The organism is Pyrobaculum ferrireducens (genome assembly GCF_000234805.1).
Classification (GTDB): domain Archaea; phylum Thermoproteota; class Thermoprotei; order Thermoproteales; family Thermoproteaceae; genus Pyrobaculum; species Pyrobaculum ferrireducens.
The window spans coordinates 250,583-275,025 of the sequence record NC_016645.1 but is presented as its reverse complement, the minus strand read 5'-3'; the positions used below and the strand labels follow the sequence as shown (position 1 = coordinate 275,025).

Sequence of the window (24,443 nt, the reverse complement as noted above, 5' to 3'; positions counted from 1 at the left end):
GCCTAGAATTCCGCCGGGTGTAAACTGTGCGCCGTGTCTCCTCCCCAGTTTATACCCGGCGGCAGAAACGCCGCATCTAGGCTGAGTGTAAACAGGTCGCCGGGCGTACACGCGGCACAAAACGCGTCCCGGCTCCTGTGTAAATAAACACTGCCAACCAGCCGGAGGCGCGGCGGTTAGTAGAGGCCGTCGCTCCGTATTTCATACTCAATTTCTGTATCTGGAGACATCCCGGGCACGTCTAGAGGCCACATCTTTCCCTTAAGCTTCTGTTTAGATGGCCTCTCCATCATAAACAACGCGTGGACGGTATGTAGCAGTACGTTGCCTCCGGCGGGTCTTTTTGTAGAAAACATAGTGGGCACGTCCATAACTTGGTCAGTGACAATAGCCAACTTGCCCAGTCTCGTATAGCGCTGTAAAATATTCAAGGCGTAGAGCATGGCTTGTTGCCTAGGGGCTAGCAACTGCCTCCCCCGGTACTCCGCGCGGAACGGGGCCACTAGGGAGTCTACCACTATCACGTCCACGTCCTCTGGAAGCTCCCTAATTTGTTCTATCAACTGGAAGGAGTCTGTGGGGCGGTAGAGATAAAACTGGGTAACAGCCTCGTTAGAGACGCCGAATCTTTTAAAGAGGTTTTCTATTGTGGCGGAATCCACGTCGAAGGTGCCTTCTGTGTCGAAATAAGCCACTTTAAGCCCTCCCGCCAGCGCAACCGCCGAAATCTGCTTAGCGAATAACGACTTGCCAGTGCCGTACTCCCCGGCGAATCCATATATGAGGCCGAATTTCACCCCCCTCCAAGGGGTTTTAGAATCGAACTCCTCAACGCCGGTTTTTAAAACGCGGTCTTGTCTCTGCCTCAGCTGGGCAAGGGTCACCGGCCGGGAGTCGACGCCGGCCGCCTCTCTCAGCCTCCTAGCCGCCTTCTCCGCGTCAGTCACCTCGTCGTAGCCCAGAAGATCTGCCAGCTCCATCGGCGTCAACAACGCCATTTTCCTAAGCGTATAGCCCCGGAGGCACAGCTCCACAGCCCTCTCAGCCTTTTCTCCACTAAAGACGTCAAACACCCACCTACACTCCTCCGGCGCGTTAGCCCTCTTAGGCACGGCTACCGCCAGCGCCCGGGGGGAAATACCTTACCCTCCACATGCGGCCTCTGCGGAGTAGCAACACGGCGCATTTCCCCGCCCTAAGAGCCGCGTCGTAATCCCTAGTCAAAACTGCGCACCCCACCCCGCACTCCGCCTCGCAGAGCTCAACGGCGTAGAGCTCGGCGGGCTTCTGCTCAGAGAGGCGGCAGTCTACGCTGTGTCTACGGCACAGCTCGAGGAAGCGCCTTGCAAGGGGCATGTGGGTCTCGCTCCAGGCGTCTACCACGAAGACGGCGTCGAGCCCCGCCTCAGCCGCCGACTTAAAAAGCTCTTCAGGCTGGCTCAGCGCCGCCGCTATGGAGAAGACGTCTACGTAAAGGCGGCGGTACCTCTGCCAGGCGTCTGGCACTAACTCAAAGACTCCCTTCCTCGTCTTAACTCTCATAACTCTCCGCCAGGAATTTGGCGGTGGCCAGGGGGACTTCCTCCCCCTCGGCCTCCGCTACGACGTAGCCGCCGCATTTAATGACAATACGCCTCTCCTCTGATATGACAAATACGCGGTAGCGGGGGCTGGCGAAGAGGGGGAGGCTTCTCACAGGCTTTAGGTAGAGCTCTCCGTTGGCGGCGATTTTCTGCCGGCGCTCCACCTCAGCCTCGGCGATGTAGACCCGCCTATGTTGAACCCTCTCCAATGCTTTCTTGTAGCGCCTAAAGAGAAGCACAGCGGCTACGTGGGTGCATATATCCCGCCTTCTGCGGAGGCCGAATTGCGTAAGGTAACAACTGCAGTACCACCTCCTGTCGGCGTTGGAAAACCAGACTTGATACAGAGGCTTCCAATCGCCGAGCTCTCTACGGCCTTCGACGAGGTAGAGGCCGTCCCTCACCTCTCTCACGTCGCCGAGCCTCAGCAAGGCCCTTTTAATCCAGCTGTGGGACTTGCCTGGGAAGTCGCGCCTCAGCTTCTCCACGGCGTCTCTAAGGGGGTCACGGCGCATAGGGAGGCACGGTTATTCTAAACTGGCCCCACGTGCCTCTCAGCGGCACGAGCCTAGAGAGGGCCTCCATCGCCTTGACGGAGGCCGCTCTGACAACCACCAAGGCCTCCGAGGGCTGTAGCGGCGTTGTTTTGGACTCGTCTAGGTCCCAGTCTGGGAATCGGATAATGAGCTTGACGTAGCCTAGGTGCCTCTGGAATTCGCGAAAGCTGTGGCTAATAAGCACGAAGAAGCGCCCCGAAGCGCGGCCGGTGCGCATGTGGTCTGTCAATAGGCTGTACCGATTCACGAACATCAAAAATCTATGCGCCTCGTCCACCACATATATCACGTTTTTGACACCGCGGGTTAGTTCTAAATGCGCCAGCACGTAGGCCAGCCTCCCCACGCGGTCTAGCCCGCTGATGTCAATACAAGTAGAGCGGCCGACCTCGAGAGGCGCCTCCGTCTTTTCGAACTGTTGCGTATCAAAATGGGCTAATCTACGGCGCACTGCATAGGCCGTGTCCACCTCGTGGGCCTCCGCCACCTCCACAACGCGGCGCCGGATTTCGCCAAGCGTCTTCATCCCCCTCTCAACGCTACGTAGCAACAGCTCAGCCATCGCCGGAGTGAGCAGATACGGATACTCCCCGTAAGTGGCAGTGAGGCTCTCCTCAAGAATTTCAACAACCCTAGGCGCCGGGAGGTCCAGGGGGTTTACCGGAAAGCGGCCGTGGTAGTCGCAGAGGCCGTGTTGCTGGAAGTCACCGGCGGTGTCGTATACAACAACGGCGTAGTCCGGGGGGAGGTCTCCCAGGCTCCACTTGACGAGAGAAGTCTTGCCGCTCCCCGGCAACCCAGTAATTAAGGCGTTTCCCTCCGCGGAGGCCACTAGGCGGAATAGGTAGCGGTGTATCACGCCCCCAGCGCCCTAAGACCTAAATCCGTAATCCTAACAGTGAGGGTGAGGGCGTCTATCTTCACAAGCCCCATTTGACTAGCCCTAACCACAGCCCGGCCGTGCCTCTCCAGGGCGTATTTAAGCGATAGGAAGCCCCCAGACTCCCAAATAGTCTTCAACAACTCCAACACCTCCCCGTCTCTAATCTCCACAACTGGCTCAGGTACGGAGGTCCTGCACAGCGGGGCGCCGGCCCACTGCCTCTTCACCGCGAGGGCCTCGTACGTCAGAGAGGAGGCGGCCATGACGACGCGGTCTGCCACCAACGCCCGCTGGTCGTATACAGAGGTGTAAATTCGGAGAACTCCCCCCAGCGCCTTGGCCGCGGCTAGTACGTCAGTGAACTGAGGCCACACGTCGCTGTACACCTCCACGGCCCACCCCCCGCCGTATTTTGAATCTAGGTGGTGGGCCAGGGCGAGGCCGAGGGCTAGTTGCACAGGGTCGGCCAGGGCTATCCTCAGCTGGTACCGGCCCGGCCCCTCCGCGAGTTTAGAATAGTCGACAAATCTAAACAATAGACACAGCGGCGCCGAGCACTGAGCCAGCTCAGAGGTGTGGCGGGGGAGGGGGATGGGGCTGTTGTATCTAACAAAAATTGTAATTAACGCGGCGGCGCCCCCCGGCGTCAGCTCAAAGCCGAGGCCGCTTACGCGATCCGCCGGGCAGATGGTGTACCGCATCTCTGCGGGAGGCGGATCTGCGAGGCCGCCTACGACAATCTCCAGCATTTAACAAACTAGCTGAATTGAAACTCCTATCAGTTGCAACAGCTGGTTTGCCCAGAGGCTGTATATGGGACAGCCCTTGTTGAAGAAACTCAGCGCTATCCTGGGCTTCGCACCGCCGCCGAGGCGGACCACCGCCAGCCTAGCCGGAGAGGCGTTGACGATGTAGCCCTCGTGGCGCCATATTTGCTGTAGTTCAAAACTGCGGGGGGGCTTAACAACGGCGCGGCGGTCGCAACCCAGCACGATGGCGTACATGCCGGAGCGGAATAGCTGGGCTATTAGCTCGACAGAGCCGCGTAGTATGAAGCCGTAGATGCAGTACTGTTTTTCAACACGGCCCTGGATGTAGAGAGAGCCCGGCGGCTCCAGCCACCTCTCCGCCTTTTTCTCACGCCTCAAGACGTACGCCTCCTGGGGGCTCTTCACCACCACCACGTCCCCCAGCTGGGCAAACGGAGTGTTGACGAGGCGCCAATACGTGTTGAAAATTCTCCTCACCCTTATCGGCGCCTCCCACTGGAAGTGGAGAGGCGTCGGCAACGGAGGGGCGGGGACGGGGGGCGGGCCCGGCGCCGCGGGCAACTCCGGCCCGGGGGGGTGTCCGAGTAGCTCTCTGGCCGCCTCCGCCGCGCCGGGGCCCGCGGCGCGGGGCTCCTCTCTGGCCAGGCCTTGGGGGTCGCAGAGATCTGGCCTTTTTGTACAGATCTCAGTCATTTTCTCCGCGGCTTCAGCTCCGGGTCTAGGGGGATTTTCACCTGGTATTTAATCTCCCTGGGGGCCAGCAACAGGACGCCCGTGGCGTACGGCCTCCCTCCCAGCGAAGCCTCGTAGGGCGTGAGGGCGCTTGTGAGATACGCGAGGTCTGACTGGCTGAGGCCTAGTATCTCCGCGGCGCCTCTAATTGCCCGGGAGGTGCCCCCCAGCACCAGAACCAGAGAGGCGCTTCTCAGCAGGTCGCGCTCCAGCTGAGTTTCTAGCTGTATAATAAACCACGCGGCGTACCCCTCCTTACGGCCCCCCTGCACCAGCTCGAGCAGCGCCCTCACAAGCTCGCCGGAGGCCGGGTTTCTCGGGTCGCCGACGAGCCTAGCCTCGTCGATTACAATTATCCTCCGGAGCATCTCAGGAGGCTCCTCCTCCGGCGCCTTGAACTTGCGGAATAGGTAGAGCATGAGAGCCGCCGTGAAGAAGGCGGCTACGTCATACGCCTCTCTAATAGACCGCAGGACGAAGACCGTGTGGCTGGAGCCGTCCCACTGGATGTACTGCGGCGCCGCGCCCACCAGCGATGCCACCCTCTCCACGGCCGACCTCGCCGACTCGGCCCCCGCCACCTCAAAGCCGTACGCCCTGGCCACCCTCTGGAAGTCTAGACTGGCGGCGAGCACCTCGGCGAAGTCGGCAGGCAGTTGCCGGGGCACCTCAACTACCACCGCGCCGTTTAGCTTAGCCCAGCGGCGGAAGTCCCCGTGCGGGTCGACGACGGTGATAACAACGCCGCTACGGACAAGGGCGTTTAGCCACGACCCGACTGTCCACGACTTGCCCATACCCGACGGGCCGATAATAACGCCGTGTGCGTTAGGCAGAGAGTCTATGGGCACCGCCACGGGCCTCCCAAATCTGTCATACGCCAACGTGACGTACCTCCCCCTACCCAGGAGCTGCCCTCCGTAGAATATGGGGAAGCGCATGAGATCCCCAGTGAGGGCCTTAACTCCGTCTCTCAGCCGCCACAACTCCGCCTGCGCCAGAAGGTCGTGGGAGACGTTTTGTGTGTGGACGTCCGCGGTGCCGAAGGGGTACAGCAACACAGGCCTCTCGTTGTGTTGCGAAACGCGTTCAAGCACCGGGGCCAGCTCCCCAAGCCTCACCAGCCTCTTCCCGGTGTCCCTCCCCTCGTAGATACGTTGAAACTTCTTCACCACCTCCAGCGGCGGCCTGTCGGCCACCGCCACAGCCCAGCGGGGCATGTTGGCATACACCCTCGCGTCGGGCCCCGACAGAAGCTCCAAAACCTGCCTAGAGGCCGGCCAGCTCTCGGCCGTGGATCTGTGGGTGAACCTCACCATGAGGGGCACCTCCAGATACCCCCTGGCGAATCTACGCACAACCCAGAGCCAGACGGGGAGCACCACCGCCAGCGCCCAAGGCCCGGCGAAGGCGCTGTAGAAAAGCCAGAAGAAGGCGGTGGCGTATACCCTCCTATCCACAGGCCTCCCCCAACCGACCCAAGCCCCCTCTCTCGTGGCGACGTAGAACTCCTGCAACACCGCCTCCACCTGGCTGACCCGGGCGGGGTCGAACCTCCGCGAGGTGAACCGTATAAACTTCTCGTCGCCAATTACAACAAACGTCAGCCACTCCCCCCTCTGCAGAGACAGCTTATTGTAAAACTCGTGCACAGCCTCGGCGCTCTCCACCCCGAATAGACTGCGGTTAGGCTCCACTCTCCAAAGCCAGTGGTACAGCCCGCGGCGGGGGTCGTAGGCGCATCTCTCGTCGTCTGGATGTCTGACTCTAACCGGCTCAATCGGGGCGAATCTAGAGTAGAGCCACACTAAGAGATCCTCTCCGTGTATGTAGACAAGCGGCAGGAGCAGAAGCGCCGCCGGAGGCCACTGCGGGGCGAGGAGGGCTACGAAAAACAGCCCCCCGGCGAAGTAGAGCAACACCCGGCTGTAGAACTTCATCTCCGCCCCGCCACAAGCTCGTCTATTTGTTGCGCGGGAGCCCTGCCTCTGTAGACGAGCTCCCTAGCCTTCTGAAAATCGCCGCGGCTCAGCGCGTCCACCACCGCCTTGACGTCGGCGCCGAACATAACGGCTCTCAGCACCAGGGCGTAGGCGTCCTTGTTGCCCCACAGCTTAACCGCCTTGTGGTAGCAGTCCAAATCCCCCAGGAAATTTACACAGAGATCCCAAGCCTCAGGATTCCTCGGCCTCACCCGCAACGCCCTGGGCCAGGCCTCCGCCGGCAAGACGCCGATTTTCAACCCAGGCGGCTTGGGATCCGGCAACACTCTGACGCCCCTCGCCGCCTTCCCCAACTCCTCCATCTTCCTCTTAAGCTCCCGCCTAAGCTCTAAGTAGCCCGCCTCCCCCCGCCTCATAGCCCATCCCCGATCTCCTTCACCACCTTCACAATTCTCTTCCTAGTCCTCTCGAAGCCCTTGATGTCTGCGACCACGGGCGGCACGCCCGCCTGCATAGCCCAGGAGATTCTGCTGTCGAAAGGTATCCCTCTTAGAGACCACCGCGAGGTTTTGTTCACCACCACGTACACCCCCTCCCCCGTGAAGTATCTGAGGTCTGTGGGCTCTAAGACGAAGATGTATACATCCGCCGGGGGCACGTCGTAGGGGGCCGCGTCGATGACGACGTAGTCAACGCCCAGCTCCGCCGCCTCCTCCACGTCGGCGGCCAGTGGCAGGTAGCTCTTCACCAAGCCGGCGCCCGCCTTCGTAACAGACTTGTCTACATAAGCCACGCCGGCGGTGGCTAGGTGTAGGTAAAGCGCCAGCGACGTGGCCACCAGCGTCTTGCCAGCGCCGGGAGGCCCCACGACGGCCACAGACTTCACGCCCACCTGCGCCTGGCGGGGGGAAAAACTTTCTACACACACGCCGCTCCCGCGGAGCCCCCTCCGCCTCCAGCCGCACGCCGGCCGCCCCTCATCACGACGTTTTTAACGCGGCGAGCACGTAGTCTATCGACTTGCGGTTTTCTCTATCTCTCAACACGGCTTCGGCGACGGACACGCCGCGGCGGTCTCCGACGGCAACCCTCTTAATAGCCGCGGGCGTCAACTTCCTCGCGATTTTCAACTCGTCCCTCTCCAAAAGATTCAACACAGCCACCGAGGAGTAGGCCAGGTACCGGCGGTACTGCTCAGCCTTCGCCTCTGAAATTTTTGAGACGAGGCGGCGGTCTCCCACAAACACGCCGTAGACCCCCATCTTCCGCATCTCTGCCAGAATCCCCAGCCGCAGCGCCGCCGCGGTGTCGATTACCACGAGGTCTACGGGGATTCCCAGCCTCTGAGCCAGCGCGGGGAGGCGCTCGGCGAAGTCGAGAAAAGCCTCCTCCACCTCTCTGGCGAAGTCCTCCCCACGCCTCGTGTAGAGAAGAGCCGCCTCGTAGCCCGGTATTAGGTAAAGCGTTGGGGAGACGCGGTGTACATACGGCACCCCCGCGCCTAAATACGGCGCAAGCCAACCCGGCCTCCTAGGCGCTTTGAAGAGCTGAGACAGCCCAGCCCTCTCCCAGTCCATATCAACCATGAGGACATACCCCCTAGCCACAGAAAGGACAGCGGACAAGGTGGTCCTCCCCACCCCTCCGTCTAGGGAGTAGACAACCACAGTTTTAACCGGCCTCACCTCCCCTTGTACGACACGGCGTATTGTACAAAAACTCGGCGCCTCTCAAAATTTGTACAAACCGCCGCTCCGCACACGCCGGCTTCGACTCAACACACACCACGTCTAACAAGCCGTTTAAAAACAGCTAAACGCGGCGGAAGACTCCAAAAGGCCCCTCCACAGCCGGCGGATGCCCCCTTCTGACGGCCCAGCCAAAACTCCGGCGAGGACTGGGCAACGAGAGGTCAAAGGGCAGGCTGGCCGAGTCCGCACCCAATGCCCTCTCCCAGCCCGTGGGCAGGCGCCTAAATACGCGGCTGTTAATTAAGTCCGCTGTCGACCCCCGGCGCCCCGCTTTACTTTCCCCCACTCAGTGTTTATAGGGGAAAGGCGTGTTTTTAGTTTCGGTCCACCCCTCTACCTGTGTAAAATACCTGATGGGGATTTTTGGCGGTGCTATACATACGGAGTGGATTTTGTGGAGCTTGGCAAGGTCTGGCGTGCGGTGAAAATCGCCGTTGGGCTGGGCGGCGAGGTGTCTTACTGGGATCTGCACAGGGCCTTCGGCGGGGATGCTGTCTACGTGTTGGAGAAGGCCCAGGAGCTATGCCTCCTCAAGTGGACGAGGGTTGAGAGGGGCGGGAGGACACGCGTCGTCTACCGCCTCACGAAGAGGGCCATCGAGATGATAGACATGACAATGGACCGGTGCCCCGTGGAGGCGGAGGTGAGGAGGGGCCGTTTGTTGATCAGAACCCCACTCGGCTCCTACGCCGTCGGCTACAGCCCGTCGGCTCTGCTGTCTCTGGCCGAGAAGCTGGCCGAGGCATGCGGAGAAGACAGAAGGGAGATGTACGACAAGTTGAAGAAGGCGGCGGAGAGAGCGGTCAGGTGTGCCAGAGGGCTGGAGAAGTGGCTGGTCCAGGCATAGCTCCACCCAGCGAGGCTTATTAACCGCTGTGGTGAGGCGGGGTAGTCTAAAGACGCCTCTGCCAGCTATCCACCAGCTTCGGCCGACTAGATGTGAAGGTAGTAGAGCTTGAGCAACGCCAGCTTTAAGTCCTCGCAGTTGTTCGTATAGCCGCCGCATTTCTTAACAGCATCGGCTACCCAGCCGAAAAGCGTCTCGCCTATAGTCCCCCTATACTCATATTTGCCTGCCAGCGCGTGTGTCCGCGCCAGCTCGAGAAGCCTCTCCCGCTCTGCGCCCTCGGCGCCTCTAGCCTCGTCGAGGGTCCTAAGCAGAAGAATAAGCCGGCCACGTGAGCGTATAGGCGCTAACACTTGCACCAGCCCCACAGCATCAAGCCGATCTAGTACAGAAAGGAGCTCTGACCCTTCCATTAACCACTCTTTTACACGCTCACGTATTCGGTTAAGCGCCTCCATGTCGCCTGTAACGGCTTTGTAGGCGTCGAGACAAAACGCGAAAGGCCAAGCGTATTCCCCCAGTTGAGACAGGTCAACATCCCCCTCTGTAGTTTCAATCACACGTTTGTACAAATCGGGTGTCACCTCGGCGGCTTCAGCACACATCGACGCTACATCTATGGGCTTTGGCGGAGCGCCAAGCGAAGCCGCTAGAGCTGGCTTAAGAAGCGGATGGGCGTATCTTTCCAACGCCTTTAACAGCTCGCCGGTGTCTGGCGCCTCCGCCACAACGCCTAACAATCTCAACATATAGAGAGTTGCGATGTGTGCATCGCTTCTATAACTAAGCAACCAACCGAGTTCTCTTAACGCCTCAGCCGCCTTTTCTATACTGCCGGAAGCCGCCAGGTAGACAAGATACTTAGCTAATACGCCAGAGGCAACATACATCATACCAGCAGTCGGCTCTATGTGCTCTTTCGTTTCTTTCCACAGTTTTTCAAAAATCTCAGCGGCGTTAAGAAGGTCAACAGCTTTCAACACACCGGCTCTAGCGGCCAAAGAAGAAGCAACTAAGTAGTTTTCCCACTGCCCCAGCTTTTTATAAAGTTCAGCCGCCATGGTATAGTATTTCTTTGCCTCTTCTAGCTTGCCAGCATATAGTTTGACCCTCGCAAAGCTGTGGTACAGCGTAGCCTCAGCCACTGACAGCACTATCTGAATCGCCACTGGTGGCCTCGCTAGAGATAAGGCGGCTAGGTACTTCTCCAGTTCCGGGCTTAGTTTGTTTTTCTTCACTTTTTCCCTCAGCTCCTCCAGTTTTGACAACAGCTCGCCTTTCTTCCTTTCAAACGCCTTTTCCAGAAACTCCATACAGCCCTCTCTTGCCTCTTCTGTACACATGTCGACACCACACGGTGAGAGGCCTCCCTCGGCAAGGGGCATAAGCGTATTTATCTCTGCCAGAGTTTTTAAATCAGGGTCATGAATACCGCCTAGAAGCCGACATAAATCTCCACGTGATTCCTCAGACCCGGTATATTTTGTAGGCACTGTTGCATAGGCAACGGCGAGTAGCGCTCTTGCCCAGTCTTCTTCCACACGCTCCTTAGCCCACTCAACCTCTTCTAAAATACGTTCTGCCAGTTCCTTTTGCTCAACCACAGCCGGCGTAGCCGCGGCGTAAAGCACGGCGACCCACCAGCTCGGCGCGTGTTCCTTCAACTGCGAAAGCACGTCGAGAATAACACCAACAGCGATCGGAGATCCCGCCCGTTGCACAGCTGGCACAGCCGCCTCCAGCGCCTTTTCAGCCGCATCTCTATCCAGCGCCTCCGCCCTCGCAACCACTGCGGCCAAGCCAAGACCGTAGATAGCCTCCCACCGCTTGAAGCCTCCCCTCTCCCTCCACGTCTTTACCAGCTTCTCCACCTCCTCCAGAGCTTTGCCGTGTTGGCTTGCGAAGGGCTTCGGCATCTTGCCTTCTAAGGCCATTGCCCGCAGAAGCTCGCGGGTGAATGGCGTCAGCTCGCCGTCGGCCAGCAGATAGCCGTCTATCACACACCTCCTCCCTATCCTTTCGGCGGCGTCCTTTAGGTCTTCTTCAGCCTCCTCTGCCGCTTCGGCAAATGGCTTGTATGGTTGGTCAGCGATGGCGGCGCCGAGCATCAATGCAAATTTCTCTAGACAGGTGGCCCCCTCCCACTCCCTTTCTAAATCGGGGCCGTATTCTACAAGAAAGTGGACAACGGTGTAGGGGCTTGTCTTCGCCCTTTTCCAAACTCTCAACTCCACCTCCGCGTCTTCAACTATTTTACGGACGTCTTCTCTATCCGCTTTTTCTAACAGATTTGCATACGCGGCTAGAGTCAGTGCGGTTTCTATCAGGTCGTGGTGCCTCCGGGAGAGCCAGCTGTACACCTCTTTGGGCGGGAGCTCTCTGGGACATCTCTCGCTCTTAAATAACTTGGCACATCTCCACCTAGCCCATCTCTCCAAGAGAAGCGGCGGCGCGACCACGCGCCCCGGGCCTAGGTCTCGGCTGTAGTATTGCCTCGCCGCTAGAATTTGTGAAAAAATCTCGGCCACATCCTCGTCTTCATACGTGCCGGAGGGATCCCTCCACCTAACTCTCAACATCTCGTTGACGTAAATAAGCATAAACCTAAGGGCCTTCCCCCCGGCCGCCTTCACCATCTCCTCCACCTTCTCAAGCTGGCAGCCCCGCCTGCCCAACTCCTCGCCGACTAGTCTGGCGATTAGGGTGTGGCCCTCGTCGGATTTCGCAATTTCCTCGGCCAGCGCCCTCAGTCTCTCTCCTTCCAGCTGGCAACCGGAGTACCGCCTCATTATCTCGGCGAGGAAATCCACGCTCCTCAAGTCAAGAACGACGGGAGTAATGCGCCTCTTCACCTCCTCGCCCAGCGCGTTGTAGACGTCCACCGGCAGTACCAAAACCGCCGACGCTATGTGCCGCCCCCCGCGGTGCGCTAAGTTGACAAGCTCAGCCACTACGCCGGGGGCCTCAGGACTCGGCCCTTCCAGTGGCTTTTCAAGACCACCCAGCTCGTAGAATCTAGGCGTAGAGGGATCGTAGAACAGGACATAGCTACGGCCTACTCTCTCAACCACATATGGCAAATCCTTGTGCCCCAGCCTCCCCACGTCCACGACGCCTCTAACCGCCGCCCTTCTCAGAACCTCCGCCAGCATGGCCCTAGCCAGTGTGGACTTGCCGACTCCTCTTGGGCCGACTATGGCAAGGACGCCGCCCCTCTCCACCACCTCCCGCACCTTCCTCTCCACCTCATCCACGGCTTGTGCTAGGCCGTGCCGCGCCGGATCTACGTACGGCGCGCCCATTACGTACAACACGCCGTCTCTGCGCTCCACGCCCAGCTCCTCTGGCTCTGTATAGACGGCGTTGACGGGCTTGAGCCTATCCTCAAGCCTAGAGACCCCACTCTCCAGCTCGGCGAGCTTCTCCTCGATTTTCTTCACCACCTCCTCCAGCTTTGTGGTGTCTATTCCGTAGAGCGCGTCCAGCGCCTTCTCCACCTCCTCTCCGCTTCTTCCCAGCTTCGCGGCGGCTCTCCACGCCAACACCTTCCGCAGGTCTTCGTGTAGGCCTCTCCACCTCTCCCCCTGCTCTATCCACTGCGTAATCCAGTTTTTGCCGAAGACTTTTATGACAGCCGCCACCAGATCTAGAAATTTAGAAACGAGGGGGACGGATTTAGAAACGGGGAGAGCGCCGGCGATACACAATACCTCCGTCAAAAACGACACCGCCTCCCTCAAGGTGAAGTAGCCAATTCTCTTAAACACTTCACGTACCCTATCCCACTTGTCCGGCGCCAGCAACGTGGAGAATTTTTCGTAGGCCTCCCGTTGCTCTTCTAGGTACTTCACGGCGGCTCCCTCGCCGCCCTCCTCCAGCCTCCTCACCACCTCAGCCACGAAGCCAGGCGGCATGTATCTTACCCCGAGGTACTCCACAGGCGTAAAATGCCGTTTGATTAGCTCGACGGCCCTCTTTGCGTCGCCGCTGGCGTATCTCTCCGCGTCGTCCCACGGGATGTAGTAGACCAGCCTATACGGCCCCCCACCCGCCTCCTCGGCGAGTTCGCTCTTCTCGACGGCGATCTTCTCCCCGGCCTCCACCCCGTAGTTAGTTCTAAAGAATGTCTTGCCGCTACGAGGCGGTCCAACCACCACAGCGGGGAAGGGGTACCGGTCAGCCCTCTCCTTATTATACGGCGCAAACAAGTCGCCAGCGACAACCACGGTGATGTGGGCGGGTTTATATATATCACTTATCTCTCAGCCGGGTTGTTACAGCGGCCGCCTCTAGCTCTCTGTATATGTATTGTGTGGGAGTTTGGAAGTCTTGGCACGGTTTTAGATTGGGGTTCACTAGTACATTTTCGAAACCTCTGCCACTTCTAAAAGCGGGAAAGAGGAACAGACACTTCTCTAAACCGGCGATCTGGGGCTTAGACGTCTAGGGGTGTAGGTGGATTACCCCTCCCCTCCTCCTCCCACCATATCTATGAAGTCGCGTAGTGGAATTAGCTCTAAGGTAGACGTTAGGACATATAGATATGGGGCCTCGTGTGGAGCTTCTTGCAAATAAGACGCTACCATTTTCAACAAGTCCTTGGCTTCTTCATCCAGTTTGCCAAATTTACACTTTATTAGACAACAAAGCAAATTGGCTAGATCTATTATTTTTAGTTGTCCGCACTCTTGAGTCCATATTCTGCCTATGGCGTAGTTACAAGCATATCTTTCACATGTACAAGTGGCAAAATAGCGCCATACAAAATCCCGCCGGTATGTAACACGTGTAAGATCTACAAAGTAAACACGTCTAGGATCTATATCACAATCGCGAAATAGATAACGAAACCAGATATATCCACTAGTTATATTTAACGTCGTAGTGTTCTTTTGACTTAGCATTGTTAGGCATCGTCCGGCGTCGTTTGGAGGTACGAAGGCTGTGGTTAGAGGCGCGTAGCGAAATGTCGCGTCGCCGTTAGGCGGGGCTCTGGATGGCTTGACCAAGCCGTGTACCAGACCTAAGAACAGCAACCCTTTACTGGCTAGCTGTAAGTATTTGTTAAAGAGGCTACTCCTTACTTGTCCAATTTCATACCTCCAGCATTTCCTCCAGTTGCACGTAGCTAGCTCTGGGGCTTTAAATTCAATTACTACAACCTTGGCGTTTTTGTAGACTAGGGATAAATCCCCAGGACCCTTGATGGTCTGTTTTAGATAACTCTCATAAAGCCTCTCCCCCAAGATAAAGTCGACGACGGCGACAGCTGAAATAATAGCCCCGATCGAGGGGTCTTCGTATACATACCGGCCTCTAGACATGAGGCGTGGGGTTTAACAAATTATTAAATGAACTACTACATCTACACCCTCCATGCCCACATCTTCCTACTGCCTGCCATCTGGTAGTTGAAAGGAAATTAGGCCCTACGAGTGTAGCCCTGTTGAAAGGGGGGGCGCCGGAGACCAAAGATAGTTGAAACACATACAGGCACCGAGCTCACGCCGACGACGTAGCCAGAAATCGAACTGCCACCGCCTCGGCTGGGCAGTCGCCTTTGCCGCGATAGACATCCTAGTTAGAGGCGCCGCAGGCCAGGCTGTGCAGGCTTTTAACATCGCCATGGGCTTCCCAGAGGATGAGGGGCTGAGGACAATACCCACCGCCCCCATATGATAGTCATAAAGATCGGGGGGTCGGTAGTCTTCAAAGACCCCACCAAGACAATACAAAACCTCCCTAAATACGCAGACCGAGCCGTCGTGGTAAACGGAGGCGGCTACATGGTAAACGACCTGATGAGGCGACTAGGCCCAGATCAACAATCGCAAACGGATTCGTCGATAACCCTATAGGCACAGCCCTAAATGGAACCGGAACACACAAGCCGGCGTAATACAAAGTTATATATCTACAATACTTTCATTATCAACCCTAAATTTTTTCCTCTTTAGAGATTAAAATCTTGCAAAGGCCCTTCATTATATACAAAGATCGATAAAATACAGAATTAGCCTCTACAAAGTCTACATCCGGCTTCGGGGTATGAGCCACATAATTCCGCATCTTGCGCATCTTCTCTAACTCATGTGGGTCAACGTTAATGTCAGCTATTCTCCTCAACTCCTCAGAAATTCTGTCGTAGTCTATACGCTTCTTTCCATCTTTTGCACCGCTCTCTTTAAAAGCACCAAGAAGACTAGCGACTTTGTCAAGAGCCGAGTCAAGACATATTAACACCCGTTGCAATGCTGATTCCAGATGACCATTCACGTATTCCCCAATTGCAGTAATTACACAGCTTTTCCACTTATCTGGGCACTCCAAGTCCCTCAACCACTTGCCTAAATCTCCCACAATCTGTATTATTTCTCTCCCCCCACTTACTGATGTATCTAGTTCCCAAAACCACGTAGGAACTAAAACCCTACTTCCATGAGGTACAATTATTCCAACTCTACTTAGGCTCCAAGCCACATATTTCTTTGTATCAGTCCACCAATACACGTATAGAGCTCGATGTTGCTCCACTGGTTTGATAGGCGAGAGTAGAGACTTAAACCCTTTTACATATTTTTCTAACCCGTGGATCTTTATCAAGTAGCGTGCTACAGAAATATAGCCTTTCATTATTTCCTCCTCATATTTATCCAACCATGTGAGAACGGTTTCACGAATAACCCGCCTCACTACCCCTTCGTCAGAATACCTACCTGCTATTTGCAACATCTCTTCAAGCCAGCGCTTCGCATTTTCCATAGCTAATGTCTTTAATCCTTCATCACCCCAATTCTGAACGAGACGCGAAAGGCGTCGATCAACGACTTCTTTTAGTCTTTCGATAGAAGAAAACCTAGAACTATGAGTGTACAAAAATACCAAACTGATTATTATGAATAAGACAAATCCACCTATACTAATAATAGCTCTATTTCTAAGATCATCTATTTCAGATATATCACTTATATTATTTAATCTACGTGCAGTTGCTTTTAACTCAGCAATTGAAGTGGATGATGATGTAAGCCGGCCAGATCCTCCATGCCTATTGGTGGGCAGGGTCATCTATAGATGGAGCGTGCTGATTTATAAGACCATAAATTACAGAGTGATCATAAACGCGTAATAAAGTTAATTTGTCCGTTTTTGCGCGTTTTTATGGCCTCTAGCGGGGGATATTCCCCGTATCCATATAACTTGCTTTCACTGCTTGCCTTGAGGATTCATCTACTTAGTAACTACACGCCGTGTGTAAATCCTTCGCATAGTAGAGTTGATGCTCTTAGGTATCAGCTTGATTTTGTAAATTTTGGACTGCGTCGCTACTACGAGGAGGGGGCAGTTAGGCTGTTACTCGCCGACGATGTCGGCCTCGGCAAAACCGTCATGGCCGGCCTCTTGATAAAAGAGCTAATGATGAGAGGCCACGTAAAGAAGGTGCTACTCGTCGTGCCGAAGATGCTGGTCTTCCAGTGGATGAGAGAACTGGCGGAGAAATTCGACATAGAGTGCCAAGTCTGCAGAGAGCGTTGCGATACCAACTGCGGCATCGTCTCCATAGATTTCTTGAAAAGGAGGGTAGATGACTTTCTTCAACAGGGGTGGGACTTCGTGGTATTCGACGAGGCACATAACCTAACCGCAAGGGGCCGCGAACCCACCAAGAGGTACCAAGCCGCCGAGAGGCTGGCCTCCGCTACGAAAAACGTCCTGCTCCTCTCGGCCACTCCACACCACGGGGATAGGCTAGACTTCATGGCACGGATAAGGCTCATAGACCGCTCAGTTACAGACGACGACTCTCTTAGACTTGCCGTTAAGAGGTACGTCGTTAGGAGACTAAGAGAGGACGTCCACGACGAAACCGGCATACCAGAGAGACACTCCACAACGTTGAAAATAGCCCCCTCACCTGACGAGGCGCAGTTCTACGGAGAGGTCGAGAAGTACGTCCGGTACTACTACGGAATAGCCCAGAAGTACAAGGGGAAGCGCAGGGCGGCCATAGGCCTCGTGGCTACGGTATTCCTAAAGAGAGCGTCCTCAAGCACATACGCCGCCATGAGGACCATCGAGAGAAGACTAAAAGCCTTAGAAGCCATAAAGAGGGGCCTGCTCAAGCCAACCGAAACCCCGAAAAGCGAGCTTGAGGCTATACAACGCGTAGTCGACGAGACCCAGCTAGACAAGGAGATTGAAATGCTAAGGAGATTACACCAGCTTGGCCAAGCCCTCGCCACTGACACCAAGTATAACACATTGAAAAAGGTACTAGGAGAGGTCTTGGGAAAGGTCTCAGAAAAGATAATCGTCTTCACCCAGTACAGAGACACAATGCACTATCTCGCAGAGAGGCTAAGAAAAGACGGCTACCACGTAGTTCTCCTCCACGGAGGCATGTCAGACGAGGAGCGCAAAGCGGCCGAGGCCGAGTTCAGAGACAAAGGCCAGATCCTAGTGGCAACAGACGCCGCCTCAGAAGGCCTCAACCTCCAAGTCGCGAATCTCCTAATCAACTACGACCTCCCGTGGAACCCCACACGCATAGATCAGAGAATCGGCAGAGTGCACAGATACGGCCAGAGGAGGCCCGTCTTAGTCTACAACTTCCTACTCGACGGCACCATAGACGGACGCGTCTACGAACTCCTCCTCAAGAAGTTAGAGGAGATAAGAAAAGCGCTCGGCAGAGTGTTTGAATACCTAGGAAACCTCGCCGACGAGAGAGACTTCGCCAAGCTAATCGACGCAGCGCTGAAAGGCCGAGACCCCTCAGAAGAAGTAGAACGCCTCGCGCAGTCAAAAGCCACCCTTAAAGATCTAGAGGACCTGCTAGTAAAAGACCGAGTCAGACTCCAAAAAGATCCTAGATGTATAGACTACGTCACGGATGAGGAACTCCAAACCCTGGTACTCGGCACGCTAAACACCCTCGACCCCAGATCATACGACGAGGCAGGTGGTTGCTTCAGAATAAAATACCTACCAAAAGAGCTAGCCAGTCTCTGCCGCGGGGCGTGCACAGGCCTAGTCGGCTTCGGCCTCTCGTCAAACTGCCCCGAGAGGATAACTGTAGAACACCCCCTCGCCAAGGCAGTAATTCAGTACCACCTAGAAAAACTCCCAAGCTCCATATTGGCAGAGGTAGACAAGCCGTGCTACGCAGACGGCAACCTCTGGGTCATAAAAGGCACGGCAGAGGTTGCTATTCCCGAAGGACACCGCTTAGAAAAATACACACTAAGCCACGTAGCCGCCTACTACCAGCCCAACACCACCCAGTGCCAAAAAGGCCAAGTCCCACTCTCCGCTATTACCCTCCCCATATATATACAGGAGTCAAAACAAAGCCCACAGCCACCCGAAGAGGCACTAGGTGAAGTGAAGGCAAAGCTACAGGAGCAAGTCAAAAAACTCTGTCAAAACAAGGAAAACGCCATACTCGCCGAGTACACCTCCATGCTAAAAGCAATAGACAAGAAAAAGGGCCTAACAGAAGCACAAAAAGCCAGCCAAAAAGAAGAGCTCCTACAGAAACTAGAGGCAACAGTTAACATGCTGAGAGAGGCATGCGGCAATGCCAAGATAGAGACGGCAACCTTATTCACAGCCATATACAAGCCACTAGGCTACCTCACGCTAGGAGTCGAGTGGGGAAGCGACTTGATGGAACAAGGCGCCAAAGGCGAGGAAATAGCCATGGAACTAGATAGAAAAGAGGGGTGCCACATAGTTGATCTGAGACACATACCAATGACAGGTGTCGACTACATAGCTGTATGCCCCGACGGAGTCAGACTGGTGGAGGTAAAGACGGTAAAAGGCCCAGACAGCAAAATCCACATTCAGCCAGTGGAGTGGGCCGCGCTGTGCGCCAGCAAGACAAACCGCGCCCGCCGCGCCGCCCTACTCGTAGATCTACAGTACACAAAGGCGCTTAAAAACCACATGTATCTATACGTGGTAGACCTAAGCAACAATACAGTGAAAAAATACCGCGATCCCTGTACCCACTTGGCAAACCACGTACGTAAATACAAAGTAACACAAGAGAAATACGTAATACCCTACAACGAATTCACCAAACTAATAACACCAACAGTAGAGCTACCATATGATAATTGAGAGACCTTTTTCAGGACCCTGGAAAGAAATAAAGAGACAAGTAGACGCACTCGCGGTCAAAGAGAGAAGTTACAGACCCCCTCACTTCGAAATGGCCACCTCCCTTGCACGAGCCCCCCTAATAGTCTCCAGATTCATACTACTCACAGCCCTCTTCGAGGATCTGGATCACCAACTGGCAAAGAAGGCGTTAGGCCTACCAGAGGAAGGCTTTGAGAAAAATCCCCCAGCTGAAATCAAAGAAAGGCTCAAAGGCGTCAAAATCCTTGATCCATTCGCCGGAGGGGGCTCCATCCCCCTCGAAGCTATAAGGCTTGGGGCAGATGCTGTAGCTATAGACTATAACCCCGTACAGTGGCTGGCACTGAAAACCATTGAAATAATCCAAAGGAGACGCGATCTCATCAACGTAAAAGTATGGGAAGAGCTAAAGAAGAGGTACAGAAGGGGCTTCGGAGCAGATATGAAGGCCTTATGCAACGATCCCCAGGTAGACAAAGCCGGCGTCTTGCTCAAAGAGGCGTGTAGAATAGCTAAAGAGTTAGAGGAAGAATTGGCGCAGTACTACCCCCCATATGACGGGGATGAGGTAGCCCACTACCTGTGGGTAAAACAGGTGAGGTGTCCAAAATGCGGAGCGTGGGTCCCACTAGTGCTGGATTACGGCCTTGACTCAAAGCGGGGCGTTTATTGGAGGCCCGTTTACAAAGACGGGGACTACGAAGTTGAAATAACCAATGAGGATATAGAAGGGACAATCAGAGAAGGAGACGGGAAGTGTCCCAAGTGCGGAGCCGCCATAAGCAACAGCTACATAAGAGAAAAAATAAAGGGAAACGATCGGCTCGTCTTAGTCATCACCAAAGATAAAAAAATAAAAAGTTTTACCCCGCAAGATCGGTAGACAGACAGGCCTACGATGCAGTTCCACACACCGATGTAATAGAGGAGCTGATAGCGCCGAACGATCCACGTAACGTCGTTCCGCCTCTATATGGATACAAGAAGTTCGGAGACTTATTCAATAAGAGGCAACACTACTACCTGAATAAACTAGTGGAGAAAATTAAATCTCTAAATGATGGCGACATTAAGACTGTCCTAGCGTGGCTGGTGGCCAAACAAGCAGACTACAACTCGCTCCTTACGACATGGCATAAATCTAAATTAATAGTAGGGCACACGCTTTCACATAAGGTGTTGAGGATGTCTTGGGATTATGTTGAAACAAATCCATTTTCGTTAAGTTCTGGATCGCTGTGGGGGGCGTTGCATGACGTGATTGATGGCGTGGCTTTTCTCCACAGCGCCACTGAAGGGGCTGGGAGGCTTGACGCCGTTCTCGGCTCTGCTCTAAGACTGCCGTTTCCCAATAAGTCTATTAAGTATGTCGTCACGGATCCTCCCTATTTCGATAATATACCGTATCCAGAGTCTTACGACTTTGTGTACGTATGGCTTAAGAGAGTAGTGGGAGATCTGTATCCAGAGGCCTTCTCTTTCTTGACGCTGTGGCGCGACCGTTCAGCAGAGGACTTAAGTGTAGGTGGCGGGAGAAGCGAGGAACACTTTAGGAATCTCACAAAGTTGGCGTTTAAGGAAATCAGAAGAGTGTTACAAGACGATGGGCTACTTGTGCTGTATTACGCCCACTCTAGGAGAGAGGCTTGGGTCTTTATTCTCGAGGCCTTGATAGAGGCGGGTTTCAGAGTTGTGAACGTCTTTCCCATTAAGTCCTTTGCAGAGGCAGACGTGCAAGCTGTTGGTAAGGCCTCTTTTATTTCGTCGCTTATCATAGTGGCGAAACCTCGTCTGGAGGAGTCTGTGGCTTACGTGGAGAAGCTGAAGCCGTCGATGGAGAGCGAAATTAAGAAGACGGTAAGGGAACTGTGGGGGGAGGGCTACAGGGGGGTGGATCTTACAATTGCGGCTTACGGCGTGGCGCTTAAAATCGCCACCCAAGCGGGTAGGCTGGAGTCTCTTAGGGGGAACCCGGTGGAGAATGTAATCACCTTTGCCGACGAGATAGCGGCAAAAGCCGTAGTGGAGTTTCTATATGGGGGATCTGCGCCAGATAAGTACACAGCGTTTTACGTATACGTCGTTAACAACTATCCTGGAGGTTTCGATAGTGATACTCTCCACCTCCTTTCTAAAATCTTTGCCTCCAGCACAGAGCTTCAGAGAATGGGCCTGATAAGAGAGCGGAAGAAGACCAAAGAGAAGGTGTTTGAGCTGGTGGATTTTACCGATAGGTGCAAAGTCGCTGGTAAGTTCCCCAATGCCCTCGTCGACGTGGTTCACGCCATGTTGTGCAAATTCAAGAGCAAAGGTAGTCAGGAGGTGAATAGCTATCTGCAGAATGCTAACTTTCCGTTTACCATGCAGGATGTGTGTAGGTTTATTGAGGCTGTGTACAAGAACTGGGGTGTTGACAAGAATACTGTCAATAACTTCGCCGCTATGTTTTGTAGATCGGTCTTTAAAGATAGGGGTGTTCTAGAGTTTGTATGATTGAGTTGAGGGAGGAGATCGCAGCTGGGCGCTTTACTAAGGAGGACGTTGCTGTTTCTCTGTGGAGGATCTTGAGGGGCAACGCCCCGCCGCCGTACGACGACGCTGTCAAGTTTTTTGAATATACCCACTTGACTGAGACTTTACAAAAGGTTTTATCAAATGTGTTGGGTAGGGTTTCTGGGAGGGGTGGTGATACGGTTTTGATTTTGAAATCTGGCTTTGGCGGGGGTAAGACGCATATCTTGGCCGCTGTGTATTACTTGTTCAGGGTGGATCTAGGGCGTATTGAAAACACAGAGGTGGGGAGTTTTGTTAGCCGATATGGTGTCCCCGAGGCCTCGGTGTGCGCGGTGGATATGTCTGCTGAGAATCTGTGGCCGCCGTGGTTGTTTCTAGAGCGTTGTCTTAACCGGAGTCTTGGCCGCGAGGTGCCTGAGACCGATGTGTTGAAGTCAGCTCTTGAGGGCAAGGGGCCTGTTGTTATTATCGTTGACGAGCTGGGTGAGTTTTTCAGGTTTTTGGAGACGCGGAGGCCCCAGCAAAGGGATCAGGAGGCGTCGGCTACTCTGCTTTTCTTCCGTAGGCTTACTGACGCTCTTGGAAACCGCGATATTCTCGTCGTGTCGATGCCTGATGATTCCGCGCCTTATTCTGATTGGGTTAAGAAGAAGCTGTCGGATTTGTATGAGGTGCTTAGAAGGGGTGGGACCGACCATGTGCCTATTGCCAGTGTTGAGGAGGTCTATAAGATTATCAAGAGGAGGCTGTTTAGACGGGTTGATGAGGCCGATGCCGAGGCCGCGGCTGCTGAATACGCCAATTACTACAAGAAGTGGGGTGAGTTGTTTAATAGCGGGTGGGTGGGCATTAATGAGCTGAGGCTGGCTTATCCGTTTCACCCAGCTTTTATCAGGACTTTGTGGGAGAGGACGTCGACGATACCGGAGTTTCAGAGGACTCGTGACTTGATATATATCTTGTCGCTTGCCGCTTATAAAAAGCTGTCTGGCGTCAAGGAGTTCCGCGACTTTATTTTGCCCGGAGATCTGGATCTGCTGGATAGGGAGTTTAAGGACTTCTTTACGGTAGGTGTAGGGAGGCCTTCGTATGCGGGTATAATAGATCACGACTTGGCGGAGGCTCGGCGGCTTGGGGAGTTGCATTACTACGCCGCGGCTGGGCTATACGTGTATTCCCTCATTGGCGGCGACGTGAAGAAGACAGGTGCGACTCTTGCCGACATCAGGACGCTAGCCGCCAAGCCGAAATTAACAGATCCAAAAGCGGTTGACAAGGCGGTGGAGGAGTTGCTGGAGAGGCTGTGGTACATGGAGACTGAGGGGAATAGGTACTGGTTCCAAGCAGAGCCTAATATTAACAAGGTTCTTGAAGAGAGCAAGAACGCTGTGCGGGACGACGAGGCTTTTGAGGTGCTGGCAGAGGAGGTGGACCGCCTCAAGAGATCTCTCAAGTGGTGGAGATTCCACATAGACGTCTTGACGGCGCCCTCTGAGGTTAAGGACGAGAAGGCGTTCCGGCTTTATATATGGTCGCCTAGGTCCCCCGGTGTTGACTGCAATCGAGGTTTGGAAGAGCTTGTGAGTATGGCTGACCGCCTGAAGTATAGGAATAGCTTCGTTGTGCTTCTACACGGCGGGGTCCCGCTTGACCAGGCTAAGTACCTAGTGGCATGTGAGTCGCTTAAGAAGAGGTTTCAGGGTGATCAGTTGAGGAGATTAGAGGCGCTCTGTGAGAAGAAGGCTCTTGACTTCTACATCACGTTCTATAGATCGTTTAACTGTCTTGCTATTCCATATGGAAGGGATGTCTTGTTCCAGAAGATTGAGCTGGAGCTCGGGGGGCCGTTGGAGAGGGGGGAGAAGGCGGCTGTTAAGCTTAGGGAGCTTTTATCAGCTCAGATAAAGAGGACGCTGGAGGATATAGCAAAATTCGTCGAGTCGCTTAATGACAAGTTTTACTTCCAGACCTATCTAGAGCCTAGGTTAAGAAATGCTGGTAGAGTCCTTATATCTGAGGCAAAGGAAGACTTATACCGAGATCCCGACCTCCCCATCACCAGCCCAGACGAGATAGATAGTGTTTTGAAAAGGCTCGCAGAGGAGGGTAAAGTCGTGCTGAGTTGCGGTACCACGTATTACTGGCCGCAAGCTGAGAAAGAGCTGAGGAGTCTGCCAGATTCGGAAATCGTTAGGAAGGCGTTAAAGATGCTTGAGTGTGATCCTAGAGATGCGCAGTCCATCCTACTGAGTCCTCCGAAGGAAGTGGTTGATCGTGTCGAGACGGCAAAAAAGGCCGTCAAGCCTGTTGAAGTTGTTGATGTAGCAAAGCCGCAGCCTACGTGTGTAGAGAAAATTGTCCCGCTGGGCGAGGCTGTGGGCTCCTCTCTACTCCACCTGAGTATAAGCGGCGAAGACGTCTATAGGGTGAAGTTGTTGATAGAGCAACTATCCACCGTGGGGGTAGAGGTGGTAGACGCCAGCGCCTCTGCGGAGTTTAGCGACGAGGGGATCACTTCTACATGGAGCGCCAAGGATCTCGCCGCAGTAAAGAAGCTTTTGTCGTATCTAATCACCTTAGGGAGTGAGGGGGGTAGGGCTAGTGTTTCGCTAGAGGTTGATGTGAAGGAGAAAGAGATAACGCAACCGGTGGCGAATCTTGCTAAGATTTACAACGATGTGAAGATACTGGCACGCGTAAGGAGTTGCTCATGA

At 54.7% G+C, this 24,443-nt stretch carries 18 protein-coding genes and 2 pseudogenes; 7 read left to right on the top strand and 13 right to left on the bottom strand.

All coding sequences use genetic code 11. The features are described from left to right. Positions 1-176 precede the first annotated feature (176 nt). The 10 genes from P186_RS01460 to P186_RS01415 form a co-directional block, all read right to left on the bottom strand. The gene (locus P186_RS01460; RefSeq protein WP_014287604.1) at positions 177-1,112 is read right to left on the bottom strand and encodes a RecA family protein; all 936 of its coding nucleotides are present in this window, start codon (positions 1,110-1,112) and stop codon (positions 177-179) included. Then, positions 1,105-1,542, bottom strand: coding sequence for a hypothetical protein (locus P186_RS01455; RefSeq protein WP_014287603.1), 438 nt, complete (start codon positions 1,540-1,542; stop codon positions 1,105-1,107). Before P186_RS01455 ends, P186_RS01460 begins: the two co-directional genes overlap by 8 nt. Continuing rightward, positions 1,532-2,098 carry a hypothetical protein gene (locus tag P186_RS01450; RefSeq protein ID WP_014287602.1) on the bottom strand — a complete coding sequence of 189 codons (567 nt, stop codon included), beginning with the start codon at positions 2,096-2,098 and terminating at the stop codon, positions 1,532-1,534. Before P186_RS01450 ends, P186_RS01455 begins: the two co-directional genes overlap by 11 nt. Then, on the bottom strand, positions 2,088-2,999 hold the full coding sequence (locus P186_RS01445) for an ATP-binding cassette domain-containing protein (RefSeq protein ID WP_014287601.1): 912 nt from the start codon (positions 2,997-2,999) through the stop codon (positions 2,088-2,090). Before P186_RS01445 ends, P186_RS01450 begins: the two co-directional genes overlap by 11 nt. Beyond that, positions 2,996-3,772, bottom strand: coding sequence for a hypothetical protein (locus P186_RS01440; RefSeq protein ID WP_014287600.1), 777 nt, complete (start codon positions 3,770-3,772; stop codon positions 2,996-2,998). Before P186_RS01440 ends, P186_RS01445 begins: the two co-directional genes overlap by 4 nt. Beyond that, positions 3,773-4,486 (bottom strand): hypothetical protein, encoded by a 714-nt coding sequence (locus P186_RS01435; RefSeq protein ID WP_014287599.1) that lies wholly within the window; start codon positions 4,484-4,486, stop codon positions 3,773-3,775. Then, positions 4,483-6,465 (bottom strand): helicase HerA domain-containing protein, encoded by a 1,983-nt coding sequence (locus P186_RS01430; RefSeq protein ID WP_014287598.1) that lies wholly within the window; start codon positions 6,463-6,465, stop codon positions 4,483-4,485. The genes P186_RS01435 and P186_RS01430 overlap by 4 nt, the downstream gene beginning before the upstream one ends. After that, positions 6,462-6,884, bottom strand: a complete 423-nt coding sequence (locus P186_RS01425; RefSeq protein WP_014287597.1) for a hypothetical protein — start codon at positions 6,882-6,884, stop codon at positions 6,462-6,464. The genes P186_RS01430 and P186_RS01425 overlap by 4 nt, the downstream gene beginning before the upstream one ends. Continuing rightward, positions 6,881-7,354 (bottom strand): ATP-binding protein, encoded by a 474-nt coding sequence (locus P186_RS01420; RefSeq protein WP_237179437.1) that lies wholly within the window; start codon positions 7,352-7,354, stop codon positions 6,881-6,883. Before P186_RS01420 ends, P186_RS01425 begins: the two co-directional genes overlap by 4 nt. 94 nt (positions 7,355-7,448) lie before the next feature. Then, positions 7,449-8,153 carry a ParA family protein gene (locus P186_RS01415; RefSeq protein ID WP_014287595.1) on the bottom strand — a complete coding sequence of 235 codons (705 nt, stop codon included), beginning with the start codon at positions 8,151-8,153 and terminating at the stop codon, positions 7,449-7,451. Positions 8,154-8,604: 451 nt separating this feature from the next. On the opposite strand from P186_RS01415, the gene P186_RS01410 reads away from it, so the two are divergent. Continuing rightward, positions 8,605-9,066, top strand: a complete 462-nt coding sequence (locus tag P186_RS01410) for a hypothetical protein (protein ID WP_014287594.1) — start codon at positions 8,605-8,607, stop codon at positions 9,064-9,066. An 86-nt stretch (positions 9,067-9,152) separates the two neighbouring features. Here the strand turns inward: P186_RS01410 and P186_RS01405 are convergent, their stop codons facing one another. Then, on the bottom strand, positions 9,153-13,292 hold the full coding sequence (locus tag P186_RS01405) for a hypothetical protein (protein WP_014287593.1): 4,140 nt from the start codon (positions 13,290-13,292) through the stop codon (positions 9,153-9,155). Positions 13,293-13,526: 234 nt separating this feature from the next. After that, positions 13,527-14,390 (bottom strand): hypothetical protein, encoded by an 864-nt coding sequence (locus P186_RS01400; RefSeq protein WP_014287592.1) that lies wholly within the window; start codon positions 14,388-14,390, stop codon positions 13,527-13,529. Positions 14,391-14,604: 214 nt separating this feature from the next. Between P186_RS01400 and P186_RS01395 the strand changes: the two are divergent. Both P186_RS01395 and P186_RS01390 read left to right on the top strand, forming a co-directional pair. Further along, positions 14,605-14,745, top strand: a pseudogene (locus P186_RS01395) (N-acetyl-gamma-glutamyl-phosphate reductase); the annotation flags it as partial. Further along, positions 14,742-14,882 (top strand): annotated as a pseudogene (locus tag P186_RS01390) ([LysW]-aminoadipate/[LysW]-glutamate kinase); the annotation flags it as partial. The pseudogenes P186_RS01395 and P186_RS01390, both read left to right, overlap by 4 nt. Before the next feature lie 121 nt (positions 14,883-15,003). On the opposite strand, the gene P186_RS01385 reads toward P186_RS01390, so the two are convergent. Continuing rightward, positions 15,004-16,134: a hypothetical protein gene (locus P186_RS01385; protein ID WP_148682591.1), complete on the bottom strand. Its 1,131-nt coding sequence runs from the start codon at positions 16,132-16,134 to the stop codon at positions 15,004-15,006. Positions 16,135-16,227: 93 nt separating this feature from the next. On the opposite strand from P186_RS01385, the gene P186_RS01380 reads away from it, so the two are divergent. The 4 genes from P186_RS01380 (at position 16,228) to P186_RS01365 (ending at position 24,443) form a co-directional block, all read left to right on the top strand. Beyond that, positions 16,228-19,194, top strand: a complete 2,967-nt coding sequence (locus P186_RS01380) for a helicase-related protein (protein WP_014287587.1) — start codon at positions 16,228-16,230, stop codon at positions 19,192-19,194. Next, positions 19,184-20,098 (top strand): hypothetical protein, encoded by a 915-nt coding sequence (locus tag P186_RS01375; RefSeq protein WP_148682590.1) that lies wholly within the window; start codon positions 19,184-19,186, stop codon positions 20,096-20,098. The genes P186_RS01380 and P186_RS01375 overlap by 11 nt, the downstream gene beginning before the upstream one ends. Before the next feature lie 374 nt (positions 20,099-20,472). Further along, positions 20,473-21,708 (top strand): hypothetical protein, encoded by a 1,236-nt coding sequence (locus tag P186_RS01370; protein ID WP_148682589.1) that lies wholly within the window; start codon positions 20,473-20,475, stop codon positions 21,706-21,708. Then, positions 21,705-24,443, top strand: a complete 2,739-nt coding sequence (locus P186_RS01365; protein WP_014287586.1) for a DUF499 domain-containing protein — start codon at positions 21,705-21,707, stop codon at positions 24,441-24,443. Before P186_RS01370 ends, P186_RS01365 begins: the two co-directional genes overlap by 4 nt.